This window comes from Martelella sp. FLE1502, assembly GCF_053484255.1.
In genome coordinates this window covers 148,527-174,385 of the sequence record NZ_JBAKFQ010000008.1, presented here as the reverse complement: position 1 = coordinate 174,385, position 25,859 = coordinate 148,527, and the positions used below count along the sequence as shown (strand labels likewise).

Below are 25,859 nucleotides of genomic sequence, written 5' to 3'. Positions count from 1 at the left end.
TGGCGACATCCGCGCCTCTGTGCGATCAAGAGCGCAGCGCTTCTCAGGCAGCATCTTTAACTCATACGGCGGCGTTCTTTGCGTTATGCAATTCTTTCGCTTGCCACGCTCTTGTCGCCAGCCAGAAAAGTTCGCGATCGATGTCCAATGCGTTGAATGTAATATAAATCAGAGAAATTATCAAATAAGAAATGGACCATGAAATAGATTTAATGGGTTACATTTTGTTTCAAAGTAACATTATGTAACAATCCGGATATTCTCGCTGCCGTTCTCCAGGGCGGGCGTGACTGACGGTCGATGTCTGGAAGGTCAATCCGCGCTTATCCACATGCAGCGGGCAAAGTCTCCCCAAGGAGGGACGAGCCGGCTATGTGGACCCGGGGTGGGCTCGCGGGAGAAAGACCGTAACGCTCGTGCCGACGCTCTCGACACTTTCGATCTCGAGCCTGCCGCCATGGGCGGCGGCAATGCGCGTCACGAGCGACAGACCGAGGCCCGTGCCTTCGATCTTGGCCGTGTTCGAGCCGCGAATCCTTTCTTTGGAAACGGATTCTATCTCACTTTCCGGAATTCCGATTCCTTCGTCCTTGACAGAGAATGCCACGAGCAGTCCATCAATCGCGACTGAGAGCCTCACCGGCTTTTCTCCAGTCGGCGCCGAATATTTCACGGCGTTTTCCAGAAGATTTATCAATGCCAGGCTGAGCATGTGACTATCCACATCGATCTCCACGTCCTGTTCTTCCGGCGGCATGTCAATCTGGAAGGCGGCGCCCGGCATCAATTCTCTGGCGCGACGGCCGATATCGGAGATCATCGGGCCAATGCGGATTGCGCAAAACTGCGGCTCAAGCGCGGAGCCCTGAATGCGGCTTCGGCCGAGATTGATCTCCAGCACTTCGACGAGGCGGGCAATTCCGCGGCGGATTCGCTTTATCCTTTGGCGATTGGGTTCGTCGTCCGCGGCCAGACTGAGCTCGATCGTGTCGACGCTTGAACGGATCGAAGCGAGTGGCGTGCGATACTGGTGGGAAATAACCTCCATGAAGCGAACCTGGTTCTTCTTCTGCTCCATCTCGGCCGCGAGCGCGGCCTCGGCGGTCTGCTTGGCCTCCGCCAGTTCTCTGGTGCGCTCGCGCGCGATTTCGACCGCGCGTTGTTCAGCGTTCCGGGCAGAGAGGAGCGCCTCTTCCTGCAGCGCGGCATTGAGCCGATTGGCCATTCGTAGACGCCAACTGAGCATCAGGGTCAGCAGCATCGCTTCCAGCAGGCAAGCGATGGCATAGCCCTTCGACGCCCATTCCGGCAGGCCGGGCACATTGGAATAGTAAAGGAGCATAAGTGTAAGCCCCATCCACAGCGATACGAAAGCGGCGGCGCGCAGATAGGAGGCCCAGTCGCCGCGCCGGATCGTCCAGAGACTATAGCCGGCTGTGATCGTCACGAAGATCTGGATCAGAAGGTTTCGCAGCGGCGCGAAATGAAGATTGAGCCCAAAGAAAATGGCAATCGTGCAAACAAGGCCGGCCACGGCGACGAAGGCGCATGTCCAGAGCATCCAGCTTCTCCGGCCACGCAGGTCGAAGACACGCCAGGTTGTCAGCGCTCCCGCCGTCAGCCCGAAGGAAGAGAAGAACGCCAGGAAAATGTCGTTGCCGGTTCCGCCGGCGGGAAACAGAAGCAGCCGCGAATATCCCAGACTGCCTATGTGATATGCGGCCGCGCTCAGCGTACTGAGGGCGAGCAAGGGATAAATAGGATCCCGATCGAACTGGAACAGGATCAACTGGGTGATCAGCAGAAGACACATGCTGCCCAGCACGATGCCGCCCACAATACTCACGAAGGCATCCTCCACCACATAGGCTTCAGGGCGGTACAGTCTGACATTAAGAAGTAGGGTGACGTTCGGCGAGGCGACTCTTATGTAGGCGATCTTCGGGCGTCCGGCTATGAACGACAGCGGAACCACTTCGTCCAGCCCGGAATATCCGTTGGTCGAGAGCGGCCGATGCGCGCCGAGCGCGATATGGGTGAAGTCGTTCACGTCAAGGTCCGGCGCCATGTCGGCAAGATAAACATCAATCATATCGACGAAGTTTGGCGACAGCGCCATCAATGCGGGCATCGTCTGCTCGGGCGTCATCAGGACTTTCAGCCAGACGGCGTCGCGGCTGTAACGCGCACCTATCCCGTCATGGGCAGACGGCGTGAAGCGGATGGCTTCGCCGTCGGCCAGAATGTCCGCAAGAGTAAGCTCGGCAGTTTCGTCGACGAAGATCGAAAAGTGCAGATCGGGCACGTCACCGGAACCGACGTCCTTTGCCCAGGACAATCCGCCGGGTGCAAGAAAGAGCGCCATCGCCAGTATTGGAACGGTGCTCAACCACTCCAGGCACGGAAAGTGCATCCAGAAACGGCGGAGGCGTCTGGACATTGCGAATGCTCTCCTTGATTATCGTCGCTTACGAAGGAAGCGCATTCAAAAACCCGATCAGACAGCAATGACGGAAGATGTTCAAACTATCAAGCATGCCGATGGGCAACTCAAGGCAATAGTCCGCATACTCCTGGTTGAGGACGACGAGGATTTGCGCCAGAGCCTCGCCGAATACTTGAAGCTGAGCGGCTATGACGTGACCGAGGCATCCAGCGGACTGGAATGTTACAGGGCGCTGCGCAACGCAACCTTCGAAGTGGCCATCATCGACGTGAACCTGCCCGATTGCAGCGGCTTCGAACTCGTGAGTGATCTTGCCGGCGAAGCGGAGGGCCGAGGCATCATCCTCCTCACCGCGCGCACAGGCCGCGATGATCGCGTCCGGGGTTATCAGCAAGGCGCCGATCTTTATCTCACCAAGCCTGTCGATGGCCTTGAACTTGTGCTGGCGATCCGCAATCTGGTCCGCCGCTTGCCGGAGCCGCGAAAGGCAGGGGACGATGCCGATGTCGCACAATCCACCAATGAGACCTGGCGGCTTGATCGTCTCAATTATGTACTGACGGCGCCCGATGACATAGGAATCGATCTGACCGGTCGCGAGATGCAACTCATGGCGATTCTTGTCGAGGCCAGGGGAGATCCGGTCAGCCGGAGCAAACTGGCGTCCGAGCTTGGCTATGACGACAAACCCGAAACGCGCGGCATTGATGCGATCGTTCACAGGCTGAAGCAGAAGGCCGCTTCCGCCAACGTCGACCTGCCGATCAAGTCCATCCGCTCGATCGGCATCAGCTTTGCTGCGAAGACCGAAGTCGTTTGACGCTCTTTCATTCACCGCGTGAGCGCTACGAGCGAGCCCGCGTCATCTTAACCACAAACCTTGCTTTAGAGTATCCGTCTTTATTAAGCAGGATTTTGCGCCCATTTTCTGTCATTGCGGATGAGTGCGCTTGCCAGTTCGATGAGCTTTCGCATGATTGCTGTCACGGCGACTCTTCCGGGTTTTCCTGCATCTTTAAGCGCCTCGTATTTTGCCCTCATCTGCTTGTTGAAGCGCATGGCGACGAGGGCGGGCATATAGAGGGCGTCGCGCAGGAACTTTCGTCCACCCTGAATGAAGGCCTTGCCGCGCCATTGGCTCGATTGTCGGGTCAGGGGCACCAACCCCGCCCCAGATGAAGCCGATTTCCTTGTGGGTCTCCTCGCGGGCGACGAACGAAGGTTGCGGAGAAGGCCGCGCGGCATGTTCGCCTGGGTCGCGCCCTTGGTGGATGGCGTCGGCATCCTCATCGCTCCCGCCAGAATCGGGGACCAAGAAAGTCTTGCACGGGATTTCATGGCGGATCACGACACGTGAAAAACGTCCGTCCCACGACCGGGCCAGGGTTCAGCGATCAAGCAGGTCGCTCGCCCGAGCCGACAGGGGGCACCCCTTCTCTGCAAGCCGTTTGATCGCGTCGCGTGCGATATCCCTGTTGCCCGTGTTGCCGACGAAGCTCGACAGAGAATCCGAAAATTCCAGCACGATATTGGCCGTCCCGACAGTTTGTCGGTAGTCCACACGGGAAACCACGTCATAGGGTTTCCTGCGCCGCCTGATTACACGGCACTCGATATGGTCGGCGTGCAAAATAAGCGTTGGCTTCAGGTCACTCGATGACCAGCAAATCCAGGGTACGCCCCGCCAGCCCGAAAATGCGGCGACCAACGGAATGTTCGCGACCTCTCCTTCGGTCTCGATCCTGCTGTGCCTTACCGCCGACAGGCGGCTCTTGATATAGAGAAATATCGTCAGCCAGCCGACACCGATAAGCAAGACGATGGCGAAAATGAAAATCGTGGCTTCCGCTTTGCTCATCCGCGCGGGCCTGCCGTTTCGAGCCCCGAGTGTAGCGCGCGTTTTGCGGGACGCATCTTCCAGCCGGTCATCTCAATAATCGTAGTTTTCATATTCGCGGGTACTCAGTTCATCGTCCGGAATGAATTCTTCTTCATCGAGCGTGAACGCCACCCAAGCCCGCATATGGAGTGTGAACAGCGGCTCGTCTGCTGCCCTGGCAAGGGCAAGAGCGGCGCTGCGGGCCTCTCCGATCGACCAACCCGTACTGTTGAGGGTCAACCAGGCCTCCTTTAGACGACCGCTTTTAAGGTACTCTCCGAAAACCTGGTTCAGCGGCGCATTCGCGACAAGCCAAGGCGGCAGTTGAGATGCCCCATCTCTCAGCCACGAGCGCCCGTGCTCACTGAGCTCGAAATAGGCGACATCATTTGTATTCTCGTCAGATAAACCGGACAGGCTGATCGCCGACAGCGCAGCCCGTCGTTCGCCGATGCCAATGGGCACGCGTCCAGTATACGCGGCGAGCTTGTCCAGCTTGTCCGGATCGTCACCGAATTCGAGGGTATGTGCGTCTATTTCAGCAAATTGACGACCCGAAATCCCGGCCGCCTTGCTGAATGCTGCTATTTCTTCCGTCTCATCGTCCCCATCCGTGTAAACGAGCGCCCGGACCAACAGCCAGTTCGCAAATTGCTCATCATCAAGAGCGATCTCCTCCAGCAGGAAGTGGTCCTCCGGGCCTGAGCAGACATAGCGTGGGACATCGTCCGGTTCGTCACAGAACCAGCGCATCCAGATCCCTTCATATTCCGGCAGGCTGACGGTCACGGCCGATAATGGCTCGATGATCTACGGCGATGCCGTGCCGACGATCGGCTACGCTGTCAGTGGCTGGAAGAACGGAGAGGGCGATGCGCTTTTGACCGGGGTGAGCGTTGCCACGAATGCGCGCTCGATCTCCAATGTCGGCAGCACATATTCCACTTTTGCCGCTGGCGGGGATCTGTCAGGCGCGGCCTTCGGCAATTACACGCTCGACTATGTCGATGGCAGCTTCGCTGTGACCCCGCGGGCCCTGACGGTGACGGCGTCGGATGTGGTCAAGACCTATGGCGATACAGCCAGCCTGACCGGGTTCACCGCCGCCGGACTCGTCAATGGCGACAGCGTCTCCGCCGTTTCCGAAAAGAGCCTTGGCGCGGATGCAGAGGCTGATGCCGGAAGTTACGACATCGTCGTCGGTGGCGCGACGGGCAAGGGTCTTTCGAACTACGTGATCAGCTATGACAAGGGCACGCTGACGGCCGAAAAGGCGGCGCTGACGGTCACGGCCGACAACGGCCTCATGATCTATGGCGATGCCGTGCCGGCGATCGGCTACGCGGTTTCGGGCTGGAAGAACGGTCAGAACGGGTCGCTGCTTTCCGGGGTTGTCGTGACGACGGAGGCGACCTCCTCTTCCGATGTCGGGGCCGGCTATAGCACCGCCGCTTCGGGCGGCGCGCTTTCCGGTGCTGCCGCGGGCAATTACGACATCAGCTATGTGGCCGGGTCGATGACGGTTGAGCGCCGTGCGATCACGGTTGCGGCCAATGCCGCCGTTAAGACCTATGGCGATCTCGGTCTGTTGAGCTACACGGTTGGCGGCATGGGGCTTGTCAATGGCGATAGCCTTTCGGGCGAGCTTGTAAGCGCCGGCGTATCCGGGCTCGCGGATGTCGGCTCCTATGCGATCACGCAAGGCTCGGTGACCGATGCCGCCAATGGCAATTACGCGATTAGCTATGAGGGCAACACGCTTGCCGTCACCCCGCGCGCGGTGACCGTGACCGCCAATGATGCGGAAAAGGAAGTCGGCACCCCGGCGGGGGCGTTCACCTGGTTCGTCAGCGCCGGTAATCTCGTCAATGGTGACAAGCTGTCGGGCACGCTCGCCAGCGCGGGTTTCGTTGCAGTTATCGAGCCTGCATGCCTGTTCGTGGCTGCGCCGAACGTTGAAAATCCGCCGACCGCGGACACAGCTCAGAGTGTCAAGCGGTTGTTTCGAAAGGTACATCAAAGCAACCTTCTTCAAGGAAGTATCGCTGTCTGGGAGTGCGAACAGCGACATATCGCGCTTCCCGGTGATCCAGCGAGCGGGAGACGAAACCAAGGGGCCAGCGATGGGCAGGCCCGCCGCCGAGGCGACTTGCGCTTCAGCTTATCTTTCGTCAAGCTAAGAGAAGAAAATAGGTGTCGGCAGTACTGCTTCCATAGGGAGACTTTTTTGCCAGAAGAGACCAGAACCGGGCCAATCGGTGAGGATTTGATCCCGCGCGATTCGTTCTCTAGCACCGATTACGGACAGTGGCGGGAAGCCATTAGTCAGCTTTACGTACCGACTCGTGAAGACGCGGCCAGGCGTCCGTTCCGGGTCGAGATGAACAGCTTCATGCTGGGGATCGGGACACTAGGACGCTGTATAAGCGTTGAACAGCCCTTCTCGCGCAGCCGTGCCCAGATCGGCCGAGACGGCATCGACAACTACATGGTTCAGATATTCCGAAAAGGGCGGTGCCATGCCCGCGCGGTGGGCGGCGATATCACGCTTGATGCCGGCGACATCTGTATTTTCGATAACACCGAACCCCTCGACACCGTCAATGAGGACTTTGACCTCATGGCGCTCGCCATTCCGCGCAGCAGGCTCGCTCCGTTGCTGCATGATCCGGACGGACAGCACTATCGTCGCGTCCGCGGCGACATTCCGCTCGCCCGCCTTTTCCGTTCTCATGTTATGGATGTCTATCGCATGGCGCCTACCATGAAGGCGGAGGACGGCCCGCAGGTTTTTTCGGCGCTCGTCCATTTCCTCGCTGCTGTCATCAACGGCGGCAGGGACCTCACCGGCGACCAGAAGACCTTGCTGCGAAAGAGTTTGATGCAGGAGGTGCGCCAGCATATCGACAACAACCTGGATAGCGACAAACTCACCGTAGAGGACATCTCTGCACGGTTCGGGATGTCGCGCTCCCGGCTCTATACCCACTTCGAACCGCATGGTGGCGTCGCCGCTTTCGTGCGTCAGCGACGTCTGGCGGCGGCTTATCAGAAGCTTACCGATCCGCTGGCGCCGCAACCCAATATCAACATCGTCGCCACGTCGGTGGGGTTCCAATCCGAGAGCGCCTTCATTAAGGCTTTTCGCCGGCAATACGGAGTGACGCCGGGCGAAGCCAGGCGCCAGCCGCTTGTGGGCGCCGCGCTCTCCGCAAACGCTGCCGCATCCAAATATATCTGGTCTGACTGGTATACGCGCCTCTGAGACGGACCGGCGCAGTGCCGGAGAATGTCATTTCAGGACGTTCGACATATAATTAAGGACGTTCGAGCGATACAAGGCGTTTTCTTTCCTTTAGTCAGGATGTGGATGCGATGGGCAGCGATTGCGAATGCTCATGGATAACCCACGGGCATGGGGGACCGGAGATATGAAATGCCAGTTAACGCTATAAGAGGCGAGGGCGCGCTTTCCCGACGTAATCCCGCTTTGGCTGTCGTCCGACCGGCGCGTAGCCTCGGCCGTGTCCTTTACTTTGGATTCGCAGGAAAAATACGCGGCTGCGGCCAAACCTCGACGACCCTATCAAAAAAATGACTTTCAACGACAGATTTCAGCCTTCCAGATCCGGCCGCTCCAACAGGAGGGCTTTGCGCCTCTTCGTCTGTTCTTGCGGTCATAGCTTGCGTTTCGGGACGTCGGCCTGTGGTCGGTGCGGCCGTGATACGCCTGTTTACAATCGGCGCTGGCCCCTTTGGCTGCTTTGTTTCCTCATTTTTGTTTTCGCTTTGCTTTTATTACCTCTCTTGTTCAAAACTTTATTGCAGTAGAAGTTTAGATGTAAATCGGCGAAGGCCTTCGATGTCGATCGGCGCTTTAAGACCTTCGAATAATAAAGTTTGCGAGGTCACGAAACCGCACCGAATGACATCGTCAATCTGTCTTCGGCCCAAATGCCGTTCATTTCGGAGCGCAATTTTTTGTAAGAATTAGCAAATCGATGTCGCTACACAAGAGAAACCACCGGGCCATCGGTTCATATCCTTTCAAGACCTTAATGCAGTTGCAAATCAAACTGATTTTCGATCTCGGGCGCGAGGGTCAGCGCTCCTACTGAACATACACTGATTTTATCGGTCTGCTATCCTGGACCCTCTACCTTCAAGATCGACACCGCCGAGACAAGCGCATCGATGAATACGCGCACTTTCGGTGAAAGCGCGCGTTGGCTGGGGCAGAGGGCGTTGATTGGAACCTCTTCATGGCGGGTTGTCGGCCACAGTCTGACAAGCTGACCGTTGGAGACGGATCGCGCGGCGAGAAAGTCGGGCAACCGGGCTATCCCGCCATCGCCGAGCACGGCGGGAAGAAGCGCTACGGAATCCGATATTGCCGCCGCCGACGGAAACTCCGCCTCAGCCTCCGATGCATCCTGATAGTTGGTCGGACGGTCAGCATAGCCGAACAGCGTATGGTTGCAAAGATCCGCGACAGAGGCGGGCGTCCCCCGGGCTGCGAGGTAGCCGGTGCTCACCATGCGCGCCGAAGATGGCCATGAGCCGCCGGTCCGGGTGTTTTTCGGGCGGGTCGCCGCGCGCGCGACGGTCGATCTTGCCTTCGAGGTTGGCGGACGCATCGTCAGCCTCGATGCGGTGGAAGGACGACGCGTGACGGCGGCCACCGCGGTGGTGACGCGCGGCGCGGACGAGAATTTCGTGTTTGTGGTGGAATCCGAGGGCGAGGTTCTCATTGCCCGCCGCCGGCCCGTCGATGTGGCCATGCCGGAGGGCGATACGGTCCGTGTGCTCGGTCTCGAGGATGATGCCGAGATCGTGACGGTTGGCGGGCACCTGCTGGAGGAAGGAGATCGCGTCTCCCGCTATGACGGTCTGATGGCCCGGGCAGAGGACTGAGCCATGCCGATCGCCCGCCTCGCCATCGAAAAGCCGCTCTATACCTGGCTCCTGATCCTGTTCTGCCTGTTTGGCGGCGCCGCCGGCTATCTTGGCGTCGGCAAGCTGGAAGACCCGGTGGTTTTCACTTTTTTCTGGCCGGAAAGCGGTCAGTGGGAGAATGTAGAGTTCACCGTTCGCGTCGGCGAACAGGTCGATCGGCAAATGGAAACGGAGTTTTGACATGCAGATTGGAATGATGGGTCTTGGACGTATGGGCGCCAACATGGTGCGGCGTCTCATGAAGGACGGCCATGAATGCGTCGTCTACGACGTCAACGCCGACAACGTGGCCGCACTGGTCAAGGAAGGCGCGGTCGGCGCCAGTTCCGTCGAAGACCTTGTCGCCAAGCTGGAAAAGCCCCGCGCGGTGTGGATGATGCTGCCGGCGGCGATCACCCCGCGGATTGCCCGCGACCTTGCGGGCAAGCTCGAAAAGGGCGACGCCATCATCAATGGCGGCAATTCGCACTACCGCGACGCAATCGACCTCGCCACGGAATTTTCGCCCGCCGGTATCGACTTCATCGACGCTGGCACGTCGGGCGGCGTGTGGGGTCTCGAGCGCGGCTATTCGCTGATGATCGGAGGCCCGAAGGTTGCGGTCAAGCGGCTCGACCCGATCTTTGCCTCGCTTGCGCCGGGCGCCGATGCGGGGGCTGCGCCGGACGCATCCACGGGCACGGCATCGCGGGGCTATCTCCATTGCGGGCCGACCGGGGCGGGCCATTTCGTCAAGATGGTGCATAACGGCATCGAATACGGCGTGATGGCGGCCTATGCGGAAGGACTGAACGTGCTGAAGGCGGCCAATGCCGGCAAGTCCGAACGCGAAGTCGACGCCGAGACCACGCCGCTCTCGAACCCGGAATACTACCAGTTCGACATTGATCTCGCGGCCGTCACCGAGGTCTGGCGCCATGGGTCGGTGATCGGCTCGTGGCTTCTGGACCTGACCGCGGCGGCGCTGAAGGAAAATCCGCATCTCGAAGGCTTCGACGGCCGGGTGTCGGATTCGGGCGAAGGCCGCTGGACATTGCAGGCGGCAATCGACACCGGCGTTCCCGCGCCGATCCTGTCATCAGCGCTGTTCGATCGGTTCTCCTCGCGCGGCGAGGCGGAATTCGCGGGTAAAGTTCTCTCGGCGATGCGCTACGCCTTCGGCGGCCATCTGGAAAAATCGTGACGGGGTGGAGGTCGAGACGATGACGGAGCAAAAATCCGACGCCCTGGTCGTGTTCGGCGTGACCGGCGATCTGGCCCACAAGATGATCTTCCCCTCGCTTTACGCGATGGTGAAGCGGGGCGCGCTGGTGACGCCGGTGATCGGCGTCGCCTTCGACGACTGGACCCTCGACCAGCTCATTGCCCGCGCCAGAGACGCGGTGGAGACCCATGTCGAGGCGATCGACGAGGCGGTGTTTTCGAAATTCACCGGGCTTCTATCCTATGTTTCCGGTGATTATCGCAGCCAGTCGACCTTCGACACATTGCGCGAGACGCTCGGCGACGCCAAGAGTCCGCTCTACTATCTCGCCATTCCGCCATCGCTGTTCGAAACGGTCGCGGGCGGGCTCCACAAGGCGGGGATCGCCAGGGGCGCCCGGCTGATGGTGGAAAAGCCGTTCGGGCGCGATCTGGAATCGGCCGAGGCGCTCAACGCGGTGCTGCATGCGGTGTTCGAGGAGGATGCGATCTTCCGCATCGACCATTTCCTCGGCAAGGAGGCGATCCAGAACCTGCTTTATTTCCGCTTCGCGAATGCCTTTCTGGAGCCGGTGTGGAACCGCGACCATATCGACAGCGTCCAGATCACCATGGCCGAAGACTTCGGCGTTGCTGGACGCGGCAAGTTCTATGACGAGGTCGGCTGTATCCGCGACGTGATCCAGAACCATCTGGTCAACGTGCTGCTGCTGCTGGCGATGGAGCCGCCGGTAACCGGTTCGTCCGACGATCTGGTCGACGAGAAGGTGCAGATCCTCAAGGCGATCCCGCCGCTGACGCATGAGGATGTGGTGCGCGGCCAGTTCGACGGCTATCTCGATGAGCCGGGCGTTGCCGCCGGCTCGACGACGGAGACCTTTGCCGCCGTGCGGTTTCACCTCAACACCTGGCGCTGGAGCGGCGTGCCCTTCTTTATCCGCGCCGGCAAGAACCTGCCCGTTCACGCAACCGAGGTCGTGGTGCGGTTCAAGCGCCCCCCGATCGCGCTGTTCGACACGGTGGAGCATTCCAGTGCCAATTATGTCCGCTTCCGGCTGGGGCCGGAGATCGCGATCGGCCTTGGCGCGCGGCGCAAGTCGCCGGGTGAGGACATGCGCGGCGAGGCGGTGGAGCTTGCCGCCGTCGATGACGGCGTCGGTGATCTCGCGCCTTATGACCGGCTGATCGGCGATGCCATGGCCGGCCGGCGCGAACTGTTCACACGCGAGGACGCCGCCGAACTCGCATGGACAATCTTCGAACCCATCCTGGACGACAAGGCCCAGCCGGAAATATACAAGTCCGGCACATGGGGGACGGAGAAGATGACACGCTTTGCCCCGCCGGGTGGCTGGTTCGATCCAGCGCAATCCTGAAGGAGCGAGAGATGGAACGGACCAATCTGAAGGGCAGAGATCGCCGCGTTCTCGCCATCGACGATGCGGCCTGGCTATATCGTCAAGGGCGGCGGTTTCCGCTCGCGGCAGGATAACAAGCTGACAGGGGGCGGGACTTTGGCGACTGGGCAGGACGAAAATCAGCCGGCAGGGATGGCGGCTTTGTCGGTTTCGGCGCTTGGCATCGTCTATGGCGATATCGGCACGAGCCCTCTCTATGCCTTCCGCACGGCGCTCGGCATGGCGACGCCGGACGAGACGTCCGTGCTTGGCATTCTGTCGATGATCGTCTGGTCGCTGGTGATTGTCGTTTCGCTCAAATACCTGTTGCTGGTCATGCGCGCCGACAATCATGGCGAGGGCGGGGTTCTTGCGCTTCTCGCCCTTCTCCAGCCCTGGCGCGGAGCATCGCGCAGGGGCAAAGGCGTTCTGCTGGTGATCGGTCTGTTCGGCGCCGCCCTTCTTTATGGCGACGGCATGATCACGCCGGCGATTTCCGTGCTGAGCGCCGTCGAAGGCATCCAGACGATCGAACCGACGATCGCCGACTTTGTCGTCCCGATCACCATCGTGATCCTGCTCGGGCTCTTTTCCGTGCAATGGCGCGGCACGGCCCGTGTCGCGGTGCTGTTCGGACCGGTCATGCTCGTCTGGTTCCTGGTGATCGCCCTGCTCGGCCTCGCGCAGATCATTCAGCACCCCGTCGTGCTGAAGGCGCTCAGTCCGCTTTATGCGGTGGAATTCGGCCTCGCGAGGCCGGGGATCACGGCGATGGTGATGGGCGCGGTGTTCCTTGCCGTCACCGGATGCGAGGCGCTTTACGCCGATATGGGCCATTTCGGCCGCCCGCCGATCAGGTTCGCCTGGTTTGCCTGCGTCTTTCCCTGCCTCGTGATCAACTATTTCGGCCAGGGCGCCCTGGTGCTGTCCGACAGCGCCCATGCGGGGCAGACCTTCTATGGCCTGGCCCCCGGCTTCCTGCGCATTCCGCTGGTGCTGCTTGCGACGGCCGCGACCATCATCGCGTCCCAGGCCGTGATCTCGGGGGCCTTTTCGCTGACCCGCCAGGCGGTCCAGCTCGGGCAGTTCCCCCGCGTCGAGATCCGTCAGACCTCAGCGGAAGAGACCGGGCAGATCTATGTGCCCTCGATCAATCTGTTCCTGGCCGTTTCCACCGTGGCGCTGGTGCTGGCCTTCCGCAGTTCGGAAAACCTCGCGGCGGCCTATGGCATTGCCGTCAGCACGACCATGGTGATCACCACGATCCTGCTCTATTTCGTGATGGTTTACCGGTGGAAGTGGAAAGCCCGCTTCGTCCTGCCGCTCATAATCTGTCTTGCCCTGATCGACCTGACCTTTCTCGCGGCCAACAGCCTCAAGATCATGGACGGCGGGTGGCTTCCGCTGGCGGTCGGGGCGGGCATCTTCATCATCATGCGGACCTGGGCATCCGGCCGTGGCCGGCTCATCACCTATCTGAACCGGAACGGACAATATATGGATGCGTTCCTGGACGACCTTCGTCACAAGAACGTCCCGCGGGTCCCTGGCACGGCGGTTTTTCTGACGGCGTCGCTGCCGCACGTGCCGCCGGCGCTCCTGCACCAGTTCTGGCATCTGCCGGTGCTTCACGAGCGGATCATTCTCCTGCATGTGGAAAGCGAGGAGGTGCCGAAGGTCAACGCCCGCCAGCGGCTCGAGGTCAAGGATCTCGGGCAGAACTTCTCGGTGGTGCACGCGCATTACGGGTTCATGCAGTCACCGAATATCCCGGTCGCGCTCAGGCTTCTTGGCGAGATCGACGACAGCATCGATCTCGATCACGTGACCTATTTCGTCGGACACGAGACGATCATTCCCTCTCAGGATGCCTCCTTTCTGCGCCGCTGGCAGGAGAAGTTGTTTGCGGTCTTGACGCGCAACGCTGTCAGGGCGACGGCAGTTTCTACAAACTGCCGCCTGAAAAAGTGGTCGAGCTCGGCATGCAGATAGAAATCTGACGTGCTGCGCGAGCCTGGAGCGTGGTCGGCGCGCCAATCAATTGCGAAGGGTTAGATGGAGCAATCGATTTTCCAATGATCGTCATCTGACCTCACATACAGACAGGAAGGTGTCTACAATTCGCGGGGCTATTCAATACCGCCAAGCCATATCGAGCAGAGGAACTTTCCATGGCGCCACCCGTTGGAGGACTAAATAGAACAAAGGATTCCGACATGGCTATGAACTCGCTCAAAGACATCTACCTCGACCAACTGCAGGACATCTGGAGCGCGAACACGCAGTGCCTGCCCGTCGTGACCGAACTCGGCCGCGCCGCAAAGGACGAGGAGCTGTCCGAGGCGCTTATCGATGGCGGCAACGGCATTGCCGACGGTATCGCCCAGATAGAAAAGCTGTGCAATGATCACGGCATCAAGCCAAACGCGGAGCATTGCAAGGGTATGGAAGGCCTCGTGAAGGAAGCGCGCAAGCATGGCCTGTCCGATGAGATCACGGACGCTGACGTGCGCGACGCCGCCATCATCCCGCAATACCAGCGTATGGTACATTACGCACTTGCGGGCTACGGCACGCTGGCCGCCTTCGCCAACCGCCTCGGTCTGGACGGTGACGCGGCGGTTTTGAAGAATTGCCTCGATCAGACCTATGACGGCGATCGCCGCATGACAGAGATCGCCACGAAGGGCGGGGTCAACAAGGACGCCGCGTCCTGAATTTGTTCGCAACCTGGAAGGGGCCGTACGAAAAGATCGTGCGGCCCCTTTCATGGTGTGGACATTCGTAAAGTCGGCTACCGGAAGATGGCATTGACGTCTGGTTCGGGGTCATGTGCAGGTCGGCGGCGCTCTTGGTGGATGCCACCATGGGCTCTCCACGAGGGCTTGTTTGAAGCTGAGCCGCAGATTGTTTCGCCCTCGGAAAACCAAAGATCCGAGAGTGCCGCTGGATGCCATGCAGGTTAATGTCCGCTTTCTTGACCTGCGATTTGGAAACCTACCTGCCAGGTTACGGCCCCATACCAGCTGTTTTGGAGCGCGACTTCGTGACCGAACGAGAAAGCCAATGCCGCCATAGCTGTTAAATGACGGGTTGTCGGTCCGTATCCCTTCAAGACCTTGATGCTGCCGTCGCTAAGGGCTATCTCATTCCGATATCCGGGCAAAGACCCGAAAGGGAGTGCTCTGCCCGTGAAAGCTGAATCGTTTGATCCTGGAGACTTCTGCGGCATTTTCGCGGCCGCGATCAATGGCAGGAAGACTTTGGCCGGGCCTTCTTGCCGAGTCGACCTTCACACCAAAAAGATCGAACAATGGCAAGATCGATTGCTCCAACGAACCGCGCGACATCTGTCAGTCGTCGCACATCGTGATCGTGGCGTAGATCTGCCCGACGTCGGTGGCGGATCTGATGGTCTTGAGTGTTTCGGAAGACCGCAATTTGCGGGATATCGCCGATAGAAGCTTCATGTACTCCGCCTGGTCGCCGGGCGGCGTGAGGATCAGACAAGTGACATCCACGGGTCGATCGTCGATCGCCTCAAACGCGATCGGTCTCGCAAGCCGGATGAAGAGTGCGAACGGCGCGGCTACGCCTTCAACCGGGGCGTGAGGGATGGCGATCCCGGCGCCGAAACCTGTTGATCCCAGCTTCTCGCGATGCTCCAACGCGCCAACAATGTCCGATCGATCGACGCCCAGGACCTGCGCCGCCCGATTGGACATCAGCTGCAGCAGGTTGGCTTTGGAGGCGGCAGATACATCGATCAGGACATCGTCCGGCCGCATGACTTCGGAGATTTTCATATGCTACTCACTTCCAGTGCTTGACCCCGTGGGCTGCGCTCGCGGGCGCTTCCAAGTCGATATCAGTCGGCTTCGCGCAGCCGGTAACCGACGCCCGTTTCCGTCGTGATGTATTGCGGCTCGTCGGGGCTCAGTTCGATCTTCTGGCGAAGCTGCCGGACATAGACGCGGAGATACTGGACGTCGGCGGAACCGCCCCAGACCGCCTCGAGCAAGTGTCGATGGGTGATCACCTTGCCGGCGTGTTGCACGAGAACGCGCAGGATGTCGTATTCCTTCGGCGACAGCTTGATCTCCTTGTCGCCGACCCTGACGATCCGCTTGACGAGATCGACCGAGAGCGCGCCGGTCTGGAAGACCGGACGTTCGCCCTGTTGCTGGAGCTTGTGCCGCAGCGCGACGCGGATGCGCGCCGCCAGTTCCTTGGTGCCGAAGGGCTTGGTGACATAGTCGTCCGCGCCGAGTTCCAGCGCCCTGACGATGCCGGCTTCATCTGTCCGGCTCGATAGAATGATGATCGGCAGTTCGACGCCTTCGTTGCGCCACCTGGCCAGGAGGTCATGACCTGGCATGTCGGGAAGGCCGAGGTCCAGGATGATCAGGTCGGGCTCGCCTGCGGCAACGCTCTCCATCGCCTCCCTCGCATTCATCGCTTCGACGATCTTGTAGCCTTCGACCGACAGACCAACGCGCAGCAGTTTGCGGATCGGCACTTCATCGTCGACAATCAGTATCCGGATGGTTGGATTGGTCATGATGCATCTCCCACTCTCGGCGGGTTCGCCGGCGTCGGCATCCGGATCGTGAAGACGGCGCCGCTGCGATCCGTCCTGTTGGCGGATGTGATCGTGCCCCCCATCGCCTCGACGAACCCCCTGCATATCGAGAGACCGAGGCCCGTGCCGGCGAGAACATGGTCGCGCTTGCGCGCGCGATGGAAGCTGTCGAAGACTCTTTCCAGGTCGGCCGGCGGAATGCCCGGTCCCTCGTCCAGTATCTGGATCGTCACCCACTTTCCGTCCTTCCACGCTCGCATCCGGATCGTGGTCTGCGGCGACGCGTATTTCGCCGCATTGTCCAGAAGATTGAAGATCACCTGTTCGAACAGGACGGGATCAACCTTGAGCATGGGAAGATCCACCGGCAGTTCGGTGCGGACATGATGCCGCGACAACATCTTTTGCGCCCGGCGGAGCGCCGATCCCACCATGTCGTCGAGATATTGCAGCGAGGCGTTCGGCTCCATCGCGCCGGTTTCGATCCGCGACATGTCGAGGAGATTGGCAATGAACCTGTTCAACCGCTCGGACTCGTCGACGATCGTGGAAAGCATGTCGTTGCGATCCTGTTCGCTCAGTGCCGCCGAATAGTCGCGGAGGTTTCCGGCAGCGCCCAGAATGGCCGCCAGCGGGGTCTTGAGGTCGTGCGATATCGATGCCAGCAATGCGGAGCGCAGTTTGTCGGCTTCCGCGGCCAGCCTTGCCTTGTCGACGTCCGCGACCAACTGGATGCGCTCGATCGCAACCGCTGCCTGGTCGGCCAGCGCATCCAGCAGCCGCTGTTCTTCAGGCGTGAGCAGCGGTCCTTGCCTGTCACTGTCCAGACCGACAACGCCCACCGGCGTCTCGCCTGTGGTAAGGGGGACATAGAGGCGGGCGGCGCCCGGCAATGTGTCCGCCCCCCGTCCGGCCGGTCGGTTATGTTCCAACGCCCAGCGTGCCGCCGCGATGTCGGCATCGACAAGCCTATCGTCCGGAGGCACGCCCGCCCTGACCGCCACCGTGCCGTTTTCCGGCAGAAGGATGATGATGCGTGCCTTGAGCATGGAGGCCATCTGATGGGCCGATGCCCACAGCACGTCATCCAGCGTACTTGCTCCGGCCAGTTTCCGGCTGAATGAATAGAGCGCTTCCGTCGTTCGGGCCCGCGCCTTGGCGGCGATCGTCTGCGCCCTGGCGCGCGCGGCGACATTCGACACGATCACGGCCACGATCGTGAAAAACACGACGGATACGATCTCGCGCGGCCGCGAAATCAGGAATGTATGATAGGGATTGGTGAAGAAGAAATTGTAGCAGGCGGCCGACAACACGCTGGCGTAAAGCGATGGCAGCAGGCCGAACCAGACAGCGACGGTGACCACGCCGGTCAGGAATATCAGCGCGATGTGCTCGACGCCGAGCCAGGGCCAGAGCGCCAAGCCGAAGCCGACCGCCATCGCAACGACCATCGTCGCTTTCAGATAGGCCTTCCAGTCCGGGCGCGAACGCGGTTCCGCGACCGCGACGGAGGTTCTGGACGCCGGCGCCCCGCCAGGCTTGCTTCCGGCCACCACATCGACGCTGATGTCGCCGGCATGACGGACAAGTTCGTGTACGACGGAACCGTGCAGGATCTCGAACCATCGAGACCGCTCGCTCTTGCCGATGACGATATGGGTGATGTTGTTGGCGCGGGCATAGGCCACGATATCGGCGGCGACACGACCGCCGCCGCCGGGAACGGTCACCGCATCTCCCTCGAGGCTCTGGGCCAGACGCAGCGCCGCGGCGATCCGGTCCCGACCATCATCATCCAGGCTCTGCGTGCGCCGCCCCTCGACATGGAGCGCGACCCACGGCGCGTGCAGTCGGTCCGCGAGCCTTTTGGCGTAGCGCACGAGCCCTGACGAGCACGGGTCCTCGTTGACGCAAACAAGGATCCGCTCGCCGGCCGGCCACGGCCCCTCGATCGCGCTCTGGCGCATCTGGGAGAGGAGTTGCTGGTCGACGCGCTGGGCCGTCTGGCGCAAGGCCAGTTCGCGCAGCGCCGTCAGGTTCCGCGGCGAGAAATAGTTCTCGATCGCGCGCTTGGCGGTCCTCGGAACATAGACCTTGCCTTCATTCAGCCGCTTGATCAGGTCGTCGGGGGTTATGTCGATGATCTCGACGTCATCGGCCTTTTGGAGAATGGAATCGGGAAGCGTCTCCCGGACCCGAATGCGCGTGATCTGCGCGACCACGTCATTCAGGCTCTCCAGATGCTGGATATTGAGCGTCGTATAGACGTCGATGCCATGGTCGAGGAGTTCGAGAACATCGAGATAACGCTTGGGATGACGGCTGCCCGGCGCGTTCGTATGGGCCAGTTCATCGACAAGCACCAGGGCCGGACCGCGTTCCAGCACCGCATCCAGATCCATTTCCTCGAGGACCCGGCCCTTGTATTCGATCTTTGTCCTTGGAATGATCTCGAAACCGCGAACCAGAGCCTCGGTTTCCTTCCGGCCATGGGTTTCGATCACGCCGATGACGACATCGTCGCCATCGGACTTACGGGCCCGGCCGGATAGCAACATTTCGTAGGTCTTGCCGACGCCGGGCGCGGCGCCCAGAAAGATTTTCAGACGGCCGCGTGTTTCCTGCTCCGCCTTTTCCAGCAGCGCGTCAGGAGAAGGGCGTGTATCGCGCGCTGACTCTTCCGTTCCCATCTTGTTATTCCCGCCACGTTGAGGCCATCAAATGCAACCACCTGATCGTGCAGTCGCTTGTCGAGCCGTCCGCAATTCCACTTTCGATAATGCCGCCTTCGGGTCTGCAAACCGTCGATCCCGGAGACGGCTTCGATGGACATGCCATCGCATAGGTATGGCGCTTTTGGTCTGCGGACAATCACGCTCAGTTCATTGCGTCCAATGCGATGTTGAGTTCAAGGACGTTGACGATGCGGTCCGTGCTGAGGAATCCGCCGGTCGAAAACGACGCCTGGCGGACGAGTTCCTCGATCTGTGCCCTCTCCAGTCCACGCGCGGCCGTCACGCGTCCTGCTTGATAGAGCGCGCCGTCCTCGGAGATATGCGGATCGAGACCCGCTCCGGATGCGGTGGCAAGGTCGGCAGGCAACGGGTTGTCCGGGGTTGCGCCGTAGCGTTCCACCATCGCGCGACCGCGATGTTCGACATCGGTGCTCGTCGGCGACTTGTTGCTGCCGCCGGCGCCCGCGCCGTTATAATCGACGGCTGAGGGCCGCGGCCAGAAATAGCGGGGTTCGGTGAAGGCCTGCGCCACCTGGCGGCTGCCGATGACCGCGCCGCTTTCGTCGATGATCAGCGAACCATTGGCGGTGTCGGGGGCGATCGCCTGGGCCACGGCCCAGACGGCTGTTGCATAACCCGCGACGCATATCAGCATGGTCGCCGCGGCAATGCGAATACTCGACAGAAAAAGTTGCATCTTTCGGATCTCCGGATCAGTTCATGAACATGACGTGTTCGGCAATCGGGCCGAGCGTCGCCGCCGGGAAGAAGGTAAGTGCGCCGATGACGAGGATCGTCGAGGCGAGCATGGTCGCGAAGACGCCGCTTTCGACGCTGAGCGTGCCGCTCGATTCGACGCTCCGACGTTTGGTCGAGAGCGAGCCGACGATCGCGAGCGGCAGGATGATCGGGATGAACCGCGCGAGCAGCATCACGATCCCGGTCGCGATGTTCCACGGAACGGTGCCATCGCCGAGCCCCTCGAAGCCGGAGCCGTTATTGGCGCTGGCCGACGTAAACTCGTAGAGCATTTCGGAGAAGCCGTGCGGGCCGACATTGTTGAGCGTGTCGGCGCCCCACGGTGTTGCGGCGAAGATTGCCGTCCCGCCCAGGATGAAGAGGCCATGCGCCAACAGGGCGAACAGCGCGAACTTCACCTCCCGCGCTTCCACGCGCCAGCCGAGATATTCCGGCGTGCGGCCGATCATCATCCCGGCAATGAAGACGCCGACGACGATATAGAGGAACATGTTGATCATGCCGACGCCGACGCCGCCGAAGGTGGAATTGAGCCACATGCCGACCATCGGCATCAGGCCCGTCATCGGGTTGAGGCTGTCATGCATGGCCCCGACCGAACCGTTCGAGGTGGACGTGGTCAGCACGGACCAGAGCGGGCCGCCGGTCGCGCCGAAGCGCAGTTCCTTGCCCTCGAGATTGCCGACGGTCTGCTCGATCGGAAGGTTGGCGAAGGCCAGCGTGGGCGCGGATTCGAAATAGACCGCGCCAGCGATCTTGACCGCGATGAAGCCCAGCATCACCGCGAAGATCACCATTGCGTGGCGCTTGCGCTCGATGATCCGGCCGAACATCCATACGCAAGCCATCGGGATCAGGATGATAGCGACCATCTCGACGATGTTGGTCCAAAAACTCGGGTTCTCCAGCGGATGGGTCGAGTTTGGACCGAAGAAGCCGCCGCCATTGGTGCCGAGCTGCTTGATCGACACGAAGGCGGCGACCGGACCGCGGGCGATGGTTTGCTGGACGCCCTCGAGCGTGGTCGCGACCGCCGTCCCATCGAACGTCATCGGCACGCCGCCAAGAACGAGCAGGATGGCGAATACGACAGCAACCGGCAGCAGGACGAGGAAGGACGCACGCTGCAGGTCAACGAAGCAATTGCCAAGTGGCCGTCCGGCAAGACCGCGGGCGAGCGCGGCAAGCGCCGCGATCCCTGTGGCCGCCGACACGAACTGCAGCCACATCAGGCCGCCGAGCTGCGACAGGTAGCTGAGCGATACCTCACCCGAATAATGCTGCAGATTGGTGTTGGAGGTGAACGAGGCCGCCGTGTTGAAGATCAGGCTGCCCTCCAATGCGCCCTTGCCGTCGGGATTGAGCGGCAGAGCCTGTTGCAGGGCGAGAAACCCGAAGGTGACCACGAATATGACGATGTTGAAGGCCAGCATGGCGACCATGTAGCGCTTCCAGTTCTGGTCCTGCATGCATGTGGCGCCGCCGATCGACTGGAACAGGCGGGTGAAGCCGCCGGCCTCGCCCCTGTTCGGGTCCATGGCCCATTTCATGTAGCGGCCGAGCGGCCAGGAGATGAGCGCCGTGCCCCCAACGACGAGGACGACGAAGATTATGGATTGAATGAACATCGAGAAGTCTCCGACATCGTTGGAAGATCAGGCGCGGTCGACGGCGTCGGTCATGACGAGCAGAAGCCCGAAGACCGCCAGGCCGAGAACGAGATAGAGGATGGTCATGTGTCGAACTCCTTGTGGTCAGGCGAGGCCGATGGCGGTGATGACGAGGTCGATCGCCTTGATGCCGATGAACGGCACGATGAGGCCGCCAAGCCCGTAGATGAGAAGATTGCGCCTCAGGAGCCCGTCCGCGCCGATGGCCTTGTAGGCAACGCCTTTGAGCGAAAGCGGGATGAGGGCGATGATGATCAGCGCGTTGAAGATGATCGCCGACAGGATCGCGCTTTGCGGCGTTGCGAGCCCCATGATGTTGAGCACGCCGAGTTGCGGATAAAGCGCGATGAACATGGCCGGCACAATCGCGAAATATTTCGCGACGTCGTTGGCGATCGAGAAGGTGGTCAGCGCCCCGCGGGTCATCAGCAGTTGCTTGCCGATCTCGACGATCTCGATCAGCTTGGTCGGATCGGAATCCAGATCCACCATGTTGCCCGCCTCGCGGGCTGCGACCGTGCCGGTGTTCATGGCGACGCCGACATCGGCCTGGGCAAGGGCAGGGGCGTCGTTGGTGCCGTCGCCGCACATGGCGACGAGCTTGCCCCTGGCCTGTTCCTCGCGGATCAGCGTCAGCTTGTTTTCCGGCGTGGCTTCGGCGAGGAAGTCGTCGACGCCGGCCTCGGCCGCGATCGCCGCCGCCGTCATCGGGTTGTCGCCGGTGATCATCACCGTGCGAATGCCCATGCGGCGCAGTTCGTTAAAACGCTCGCGAATGCCGCCCTTCACGATATCCTTGAGATGGACGACACCGAGCAGTTTGCCGTCCCTGACCACGGCAAGCGGCGTGCCGCCTGTCTTGGCGATGTCGTTGGCGATCGTCTCGAGTTCGCGTTTGCTTTCGGCGCTGGCGCGTGTCGACCCATTTGCGGCCGATGCCTGTTCGACATATTTGAGAACGGCATCGACGGCGCCCTTGCGGATCGATGACCCATCGAAGTCGACGCCCGACATGCGGCTCTGCGCCGTGAACGGCACGAAGGTCGTGTGCAGTGACTGCATGTCCCGTCCGCGAATGCCGTATTTCTCCTTGGCGAGCACGACGATGGAGCGGCCTTCCGGCGTCTCGTCGGCGAGCGAGGCCAATTGAGCGGCATCGGCCAGTTCCTGAGCGGTGACACCCTTGACGGGCCGGAACTCGGTCGCCTGACGGTTGCCGAGCGTGATCGTTCCGGTCTTGTCGAGCAGCAGCGTGTCAACGTCGCCGGCCGCCTCGACGGCGCGGCCGGACATGGCGAGAACGTTGAAGCGCACCAGGCGGTCCATGCCGGCGATGCCGATGGCCGAAAGCAGCGCGCCGATCGTGGTCGGGATCAGGGTCACGAACAGCGCCACCAGCACGATGATCGGAATGGAACCGCCGGCATAGGCTGCGAAGGCGGGGATCGTCGCCGTCGCCATGACGAAGATCAGCGTCAGCCCGGCGAACATCACGTTCAGCGCGATCTCGTTCGGCGTCTTCTGGCGCTCGGCGCCTTCGACCAGGGCGATCATGCGGTCGATGAAGGTCGATCCCGCCTCGGCGGTGATCCTGACCTTGATCCAGTCCGACAGCACCTGCGTGCCGCCGGTCACCGCCGAGCGGTCGCCGCCGGATTCCCGGATGACCGGCGCGGACTCGCCCGTGATCGCCGCCTCGTTCACCGAGGCGATGCCCTCGATGATCTCGCCGTCGGACGGAATGATGTCGCCAGCCTCGACCAGGACGATGTCGCCCGCCTTCAGGCTTGTGCCCGGCACGAGCTTGGTCTCGTTGCTGTCCGGATCGGCAAGGAGCCGCGCCTGGGTCTCGGTGCGCGAACGGCGAAGCGAGTCGGCCTGCGCCTTGCCGCGTCCCTCCGCGACCGCCTCGGCGAAATTCGCGAACAGGATCGTGAACCAGAGCCAGAGGATGATCTGGAAGGAGAAGCCGAGGTCGCCCGCGCCGGTCGCGACGTCCTTGAGAAACAGCACTGTCGTCAGAACTGAGACGACGCCGACGACGAACATCACCGGGTTCTTCGCCAGCGTACGCGGATTGAGTTTCTTGAATGCGCCCCCAAGTGCGGGGACAAGGATGCGAGCGTCGAAGAGACTCGCGGATTGAGACTGGCTCATATGCGACTCCAGCATGTTGATGAATGACGGCTCGGTCCGTTCAGCCGCGCCCTAAAAGCGTCGCGGAAAGCCGGGCGACAAGCGCGATCAGCACCGTCGCTAAGGTCAAGGCGAGGATGATGTCCGATGCCCGCAGCGGCTTTCCTGCCTTGGGGGTTTGGGCTGCTGCGGATCGGGGGATTTGCGGATCTGGCGAAGCGACGTTCCTATGGTCCGTGCCGGTTTCATCGGGCTGGACCTTCGGGAACTCAGAAGCGTTCCGGCCGAAGCAGCGCGTAGATCAGATAGGCAGCGACGAACAGCGTCACCGCCCCGCTCAGAGCATACTCGACGATCATTTCTCACCTCTTCTCGTATGCGGGGCCTTTATTCGCGCCACGCATTTGCAATGCAGGTCATCGCCACAAGATCGGACGCGCTATGCGGAGGTATGAGAGCGCCAGTCGCATTCCGGCCGTTTACCGATGATGGCAAGAATATGGCGCGGAACCGCATAAGGGTTCGAGAGAGGGGGAGAGGCCAAGACATAAAAATCTCATAGGAAAAGCGCGAAAGCTCAATCGGGAGATAGGTCAGGTCGCTGTCGACCGGGAGCGTCGGCGTGTCGCGGCAAGAGAGATATCCCCTCAAGACCTTGAGATGCACACGAGCAACGTGGACGAAATCATCTGGGAGATTGCCCGCAAGGCTCCGATCCCGGCGCAAATGGGTGTGATCTTCGGACGTCGCTGGTAATAGCAGTTGTTAGCCGGGATAGCCGAGCCCAAAGTAAGCACCCGAACTTCCTTGTTGGCCGGCCCGAAATGAAATCGGACCGGCCGGACCAGGCCGTTGGGTCCCGATCATGCAGCGCGCGGCGCCGACGGACCGAGGCCGATTGAGCAAAGCCAGTTCAACACCACTTCGCGCGCAACATGCTTGTTATCGACCTGGCAGTGTTCCAGTCCACCAAGGCGACGATCCTCGATCGGGAAAAACGTCTTGTTGCTGGAACCGGCCTGTTCGAAGTTCGTCAGCGCCTGCTTGAGCGGATTTGGCTGCACCAGGGCCTCTTCCGCGCCGTGTTTTCCGGTCACAAAAAGACAACGGGTTGATTCTCGGTCGATGGCCGACGCGCCGGAAGTGTTGACCGTTTCAGTCAGAACAGCCGCCGCTATGGCGCTGCGATGAACAGTACTCGAAGCCGCATAAGCGAAGTCCGCCTCCCTTGAGGGGGAGGCGGACCAGTATCGGCCATTCAAGGTGCGTCTAAAGAGCGAAAGCTCCCGTCAGCTCTCGGGCAGACCGTAGGCGATGATCGTGTCACTGATCGGCGTCTCCATGAAGTGGTGGCCGCCGGGATAGATGATCACCAACTGTCGCCCCGCGACTTCGTCCACGAGCGGATTGGCCTGGCCGCCGCCCGGCAGTCTATCGCTCTAGAGCGTTTCGCCGTGTTGGTTTCCACGCGGAACTGAGCCGGTTTTCCACCGAGAAGTGAGCCACATCTGAGTGTGGTTTTCTGATCAGGGTTTGCTCAACGGGCTGGCTTTTTCTTTTCTCTTTTGTGCTGCTGCGGCCGAGCTGGCCTTGAAGCGGAAGCTGTCGTTCCCTGTTTCCCGGATGTGGCAACGGTGGGTCAGACGATCGAGCAGAGCCGTGGTCATCTTGGCATCGCCGAAGACGTTGGCCCATTCGCTGAAGCTCAGGTTGGTGGTGATAACGACGCTCGTGCGTTCGTAGAGCTTGCTCAACAGGTGGAAGAGCAGCGTTCCGCCGGCAGCACTGAACGGAAGGTATCCGAGCTCATCGAGGATCAGCAGATCGAAACGGACCAGCGTCTCGGCGATCTGGCCTGCCTTGCCCTTTGCCTTCTCCTGTTCGAGCGCGTTGACCAATTCGATGGTCGAGAAGAAGCGGACTCTTCGGTGGTGACGCTCGATAGCCTGGACGCCGATAGCGGTCGCGACGTGTGTTTTGCCTGTGCCCGGCCCGCCGACGAGGACAATGTTCTGCGCTCCGTCCATGAACGCGCATCGTGCGAAAAAAAAACAGTGTCCAAATCCTGCCCCCGCAACCAATACTGTTTTATC

At 60.9% G+C, this 25,859-nt stretch carries 21 protein-coding genes and 1 pseudogene; 8 read left to right on the top strand and 14 right to left on the bottom strand.

Annotated elements, in window-relative coordinates; all coding sequences use genetic code 11:
- Nucleotides 1-370: 370 nt before the first annotated feature.
- Nucleotides 371-2,440: a sensor histidine kinase gene (locus tag V6767_RS09560; RefSeq protein WP_448473264.1), complete on the bottom strand. Its 2,070-nt coding sequence runs from the start codon at nt 2,438-2,440 to the stop codon at nt 371-373.
- Nucleotides 2,441-2,507: 67 nt separating this feature from the next.
- On the opposite strand from V6767_RS09560, the gene V6767_RS09555 reads away from it, so the two are divergent.
- Nucleotides 2,508-3,266, top strand: a complete 759-nt coding sequence (locus V6767_RS09555; protein WP_448473263.1) for a response regulator transcription factor — start codon at nt 2,508-2,510, stop codon at nt 3,264-3,266.
- Nucleotides 3,267-3,349: 83 nt separating this feature from the next.
- Here the strand turns inward: V6767_RS09555 and V6767_RS09550 are convergent, their stop codons facing one another.
- The 3 genes from V6767_RS09550 to V6767_RS09540 form a co-directional block, all read right to left on the bottom strand.
- Nucleotides 3,350-3,730: a transposase gene (locus V6767_RS09550; protein WP_448473262.1), complete on the bottom strand. Its 381-nt coding sequence runs from the start codon at nt 3,728-3,730 to the stop codon at nt 3,350-3,352.
- A 103-nt stretch (nt 3,731-3,833) separates the two neighbouring features.
- On the bottom strand, nt 3,834-4,304 hold the full coding sequence (locus tag V6767_RS09545; protein WP_448473261.1) for a hypothetical protein: 471 nt from the start codon (nt 4,302-4,304) through the stop codon (nt 3,834-3,836).
- Between the two features lie 72 nt (nt 4,305-4,376).
- Nucleotides 4,377-5,114, bottom strand: coding sequence for a hypothetical protein (locus tag V6767_RS09540; protein WP_448473260.1), 738 nt, complete (start codon nt 5,112-5,114; stop codon nt 4,377-4,379).
- Nucleotides 5,115-5,130: 16 nt separating this feature from the next.
- Between V6767_RS09540 and V6767_RS09535 the strand changes: the two genes are divergently transcribed.
- Complete coding sequence (locus V6767_RS09535; protein WP_448473259.1) at nt 5,131-7,590, top strand: MBG domain-containing protein; 2,460 nt, start codon at nt 5,131-5,133, stop codon at nt 7,588-7,590.
- A gap of 877 nt (nt 7,591-8,467) precedes the next feature.
- Here V6767_RS09535 and V6767_RS09530 read toward each other — a convergent pair.
- Complete coding sequence (locus tag V6767_RS09530) at nt 8,468-8,860, bottom strand: LysR substrate-binding domain-containing protein (protein WP_448473258.1); 393 nt, start codon at nt 8,858-8,860, stop codon at nt 8,468-8,470.
- Nucleotide 8,861: 1 nt separating this feature from the next.
- Here V6767_RS09530 and V6767_RS09525 point away from each other — a divergent pair, with 1 nt between their 5' ends.
- The 6 genes from V6767_RS09525 to V6767_RS09500 all read left to right on the top strand — a co-directional run bounded on the left by V6767_RS09525 (nt 8,862) and on the right by V6767_RS09500 (nt 14,598).
- Nucleotides 8,862-9,239, top strand: coding sequence for a hypothetical protein (locus tag V6767_RS09525; RefSeq protein ID WP_448473257.1), 378 nt, complete (start codon nt 8,862-8,864; stop codon nt 9,237-9,239).
- A gap of 3 nt (nt 9,240-9,242) precedes the next feature.
- The gene (locus V6767_RS09520) at nt 9,243-9,461 is read left to right on the top strand and encodes a hypothetical protein (RefSeq protein ID WP_448473256.1); all 219 of its coding nucleotides are present in this window, start codon (nt 9,243-9,245) and stop codon (nt 9,459-9,461) included.
- A gap of 1 nt (nt 9,462) precedes the next feature.
- The gene (gene gnd, locus V6767_RS09515) at nt 9,463-10,464 is read left to right on the top strand and encodes a phosphogluconate dehydrogenase (NAD(+)-dependent, decarboxylating) (RefSeq protein ID WP_448473255.1); all 1,002 of its coding nucleotides are present in this window, start codon (nt 9,463-9,465) and stop codon (nt 10,462-10,464) included.
- Between the two features lie 19 nt (nt 10,465-10,483).
- Complete coding sequence (gene zwf, locus V6767_RS09510) at nt 10,484-11,860, top strand: glucose-6-phosphate dehydrogenase (protein WP_448473254.1); 1,377 nt, start codon at nt 10,484-10,486, stop codon at nt 11,858-11,860.
- 174 nt (nt 11,861-12,034) lie between these two features.
- Nucleotides 12,035-13,873: a potassium transporter Kup gene (locus tag V6767_RS09505; RefSeq protein ID WP_448473253.1), complete on the top strand. Its 1,839-nt coding sequence runs from the start codon at nt 12,035-12,037 to the stop codon at nt 13,871-13,873.
- A 224-nt stretch (nt 13,874-14,097) separates the two neighbouring features.
- Nucleotides 14,098-14,598 (top strand): ferritin-like domain-containing protein, encoded by a 501-nt coding sequence (locus V6767_RS09500; RefSeq protein ID WP_448473252.1) that lies wholly within the window; start codon nt 14,098-14,100, stop codon nt 14,596-14,598.
- Between the two features lie 636 nt (nt 14,599-15,234).
- Here the strand turns inward: V6767_RS09500 and V6767_RS09495 are convergent.
- The 9 genes and pseudogenes from V6767_RS09495 to istB form a co-directional block, all read right to left on the bottom strand.
- Nucleotides 15,235-15,687 carry a PTS sugar transporter subunit IIA gene (locus tag V6767_RS09495; protein ID WP_448473251.1) on the bottom strand — a complete coding sequence of 151 codons (453 nt, stop codon included), beginning with the start codon at nt 15,685-15,687 and terminating at the stop codon, nt 15,235-15,237.
- A 62-nt stretch (nt 15,688-15,749) separates the two neighbouring features.
- Nucleotides 15,750-16,442, bottom strand: coding sequence for a response regulator transcription factor (locus tag V6767_RS09490; RefSeq protein WP_448473250.1), 693 nt, complete (start codon nt 16,440-16,442; stop codon nt 15,750-15,752).
- A complete protein-coding gene (locus V6767_RS09485; RefSeq protein WP_448473249.1) occupies nt 16,439-19,156 on the bottom strand; it encodes an ATP-binding protein in 2,718 nt (905 codons plus the stop codon). Before V6767_RS09485 ends, V6767_RS09490 begins: the two co-directional genes overlap by 4 nt.
- A gap of 187 nt (nt 19,157-19,343) precedes the next feature.
- Nucleotides 19,344-19,898 (bottom strand): potassium-transporting ATPase subunit C, encoded by a 555-nt coding sequence (locus tag V6767_RS09480; RefSeq protein ID WP_448473248.1) that lies wholly within the window; start codon nt 19,896-19,898, stop codon nt 19,344-19,346.
- A 16-nt stretch (nt 19,899-19,914) separates the two neighbouring features.
- Entirely contained in the window at nt 19,915-21,588 is a 1,674-nt protein-coding gene (gene kdpA, locus V6767_RS09475) for a potassium-transporting ATPase subunit KdpA (protein ID WP_448473247.1), read from the bottom strand.
- A gap of 126 nt (nt 21,589-21,714) precedes the next feature.
- Nucleotides 21,715-23,787, bottom strand: a complete 2,073-nt coding sequence (kdpB, locus tag V6767_RS09470) for a potassium-transporting ATPase subunit KdpB (RefSeq protein WP_448473246.1) — start codon at nt 23,785-23,787, stop codon at nt 21,715-21,717.
- 248 nt (nt 23,788-24,035) lie between these two features.
- Nucleotides 24,036-24,125, bottom strand: a complete 90-nt coding sequence (gene kdpF, locus V6767_RS09465) for a K(+)-transporting ATPase subunit F (protein ID WP_045679702.1) — start codon at nt 24,123-24,125, stop codon at nt 24,036-24,038.
- A gap of 504 nt (nt 24,126-24,629) precedes the next feature.
- Nucleotides 24,630-25,028 carry a hypothetical protein gene (locus tag V6767_RS09460; RefSeq protein ID WP_448473245.1) on the bottom strand — a complete coding sequence of 133 codons (399 nt, stop codon included), beginning with the start codon at nt 25,026-25,028 and terminating at the stop codon, nt 24,630-24,632.
- A gap of 264 nt (nt 25,029-25,292) precedes the next feature.
- Nucleotides 25,293-25,805: pseudogene (gene istB / locus V6767_RS09455) on the bottom strand (IS21-like element helper ATPase IstB); the annotation flags it as partial.
- Between the last annotated feature and the right edge of the window lie 54 nt (nt 25,806-25,859).

What these genes read in the sequence shown, in the direction of transcription:
- V6767_RS09560 (WP_448473264.1), bottom strand. Translation starts at nt 2,440, where the DNA reads ATGTCCAGACGCCTCCGCCGTTTCTGGATGCACTTTCCGTGCCTGGAG.
- V6767_RS09555 (WP_448473263.1), top strand. Translation starts at nt 2,508, where the DNA reads ATGACGGAAGATGTTCAAACTATCAAGCATGCCGATGGGCAACTCAAG.
- V6767_RS09550 (WP_448473262.1), bottom strand. Translation starts at nt 3,730, where the DNA reads ATGCCGACGCCATCCACCAAGGGCGCGACCCAGGCGAACATGCCGCGC.
- V6767_RS09545 (WP_448473261.1), bottom strand. Translation starts at nt 4,304, where the DNA reads ATGAGCAAAGCGGAAGCCACGATTTTCATTTTCGCCATCGTCTTGCTT.
- V6767_RS09535 (WP_448473259.1), top strand. Translation starts at nt 5,131, where the DNA reads ATGATCTACGGCGATGCCGTGCCGACGATCGGCTACGCTGTCAGTGGC.
- V6767_RS09525 (WP_448473257.1), top strand. Translation starts at nt 8,862, where the DNA reads ATGCGCGCCGAAGATGGCCATGAGCCGCCGGTCCGGGTGTTTTTCGGG.
- V6767_RS09520 (WP_448473256.1), top strand. Translation starts at nt 9,243, where the DNA reads ATGCCGATCGCCCGCCTCGCCATCGAAAAGCCGCTCTATACCTGGCTC.
- gnd (WP_448473255.1), top strand. Translation starts at nt 9,463, where the DNA reads ATGCAGATTGGAATGATGGGTCTTGGACGTATGGGCGCCAACATGGTG.
- zwf (WP_448473254.1), top strand. Translation starts at nt 10,484, where the DNA reads ATGACGGAGCAAAAATCCGACGCCCTGGTCGTGTTCGGCGTGACCGGC.
- V6767_RS09505 (WP_448473253.1), top strand. Translation starts at nt 12,035, where the DNA reads ATGGCGGCTTTGTCGGTTTCGGCGCTTGGCATCGTCTATGGCGATATC.
- V6767_RS09500 (WP_448473252.1), top strand. Translation starts at nt 14,098, where the DNA reads ATGGCTATGAACTCGCTCAAAGACATCTACCTCGACCAACTGCAGGAC.
- V6767_RS09495 (WP_448473251.1), bottom strand. Translation starts at nt 15,687, where the DNA reads ATGAAAATCTCCGAAGTCATGCGGCCGGACGATGTCCTGATCGATGTA.
- V6767_RS09490 (WP_448473250.1), bottom strand. Translation starts at nt 16,442, where the DNA reads ATGACCAATCCAACCATCCGGATACTGATTGTCGACGATGAAGTGCCG.
- V6767_RS09485 (WP_448473249.1), bottom strand. Translation starts at nt 19,156, where the DNA reads ATGGGAACGGAAGAGTCAGCGCGCGATACACGCCCTTCTCCTGACGCG.
- V6767_RS09480 (WP_448473248.1), bottom strand. Translation starts at nt 19,898, where the DNA reads ATGCAACTTTTTCTGTCGAGTATTCGCATTGCCGCGGCGACCATGCTG.
- kdpA (WP_448473247.1), bottom strand. Translation starts at nt 21,588, where the DNA reads ATGTTCATTCAATCCATAATCTTCGTCGTCCTCGTCGTTGGGGGCACG.
- kdpB (WP_448473246.1), bottom strand. Translation starts at nt 23,787, where the DNA reads ATGAGCCAGTCTCAATCCGCGAGTCTCTTCGACGCTCGCATCCTTGTC.
- kdpF (WP_045679702.1), bottom strand. Translation starts at nt 24,125, where the DNA reads ATGATCGTCGAGTATGCTCTGAGCGGGGCGGTGACGCTGTTCGTCGCT.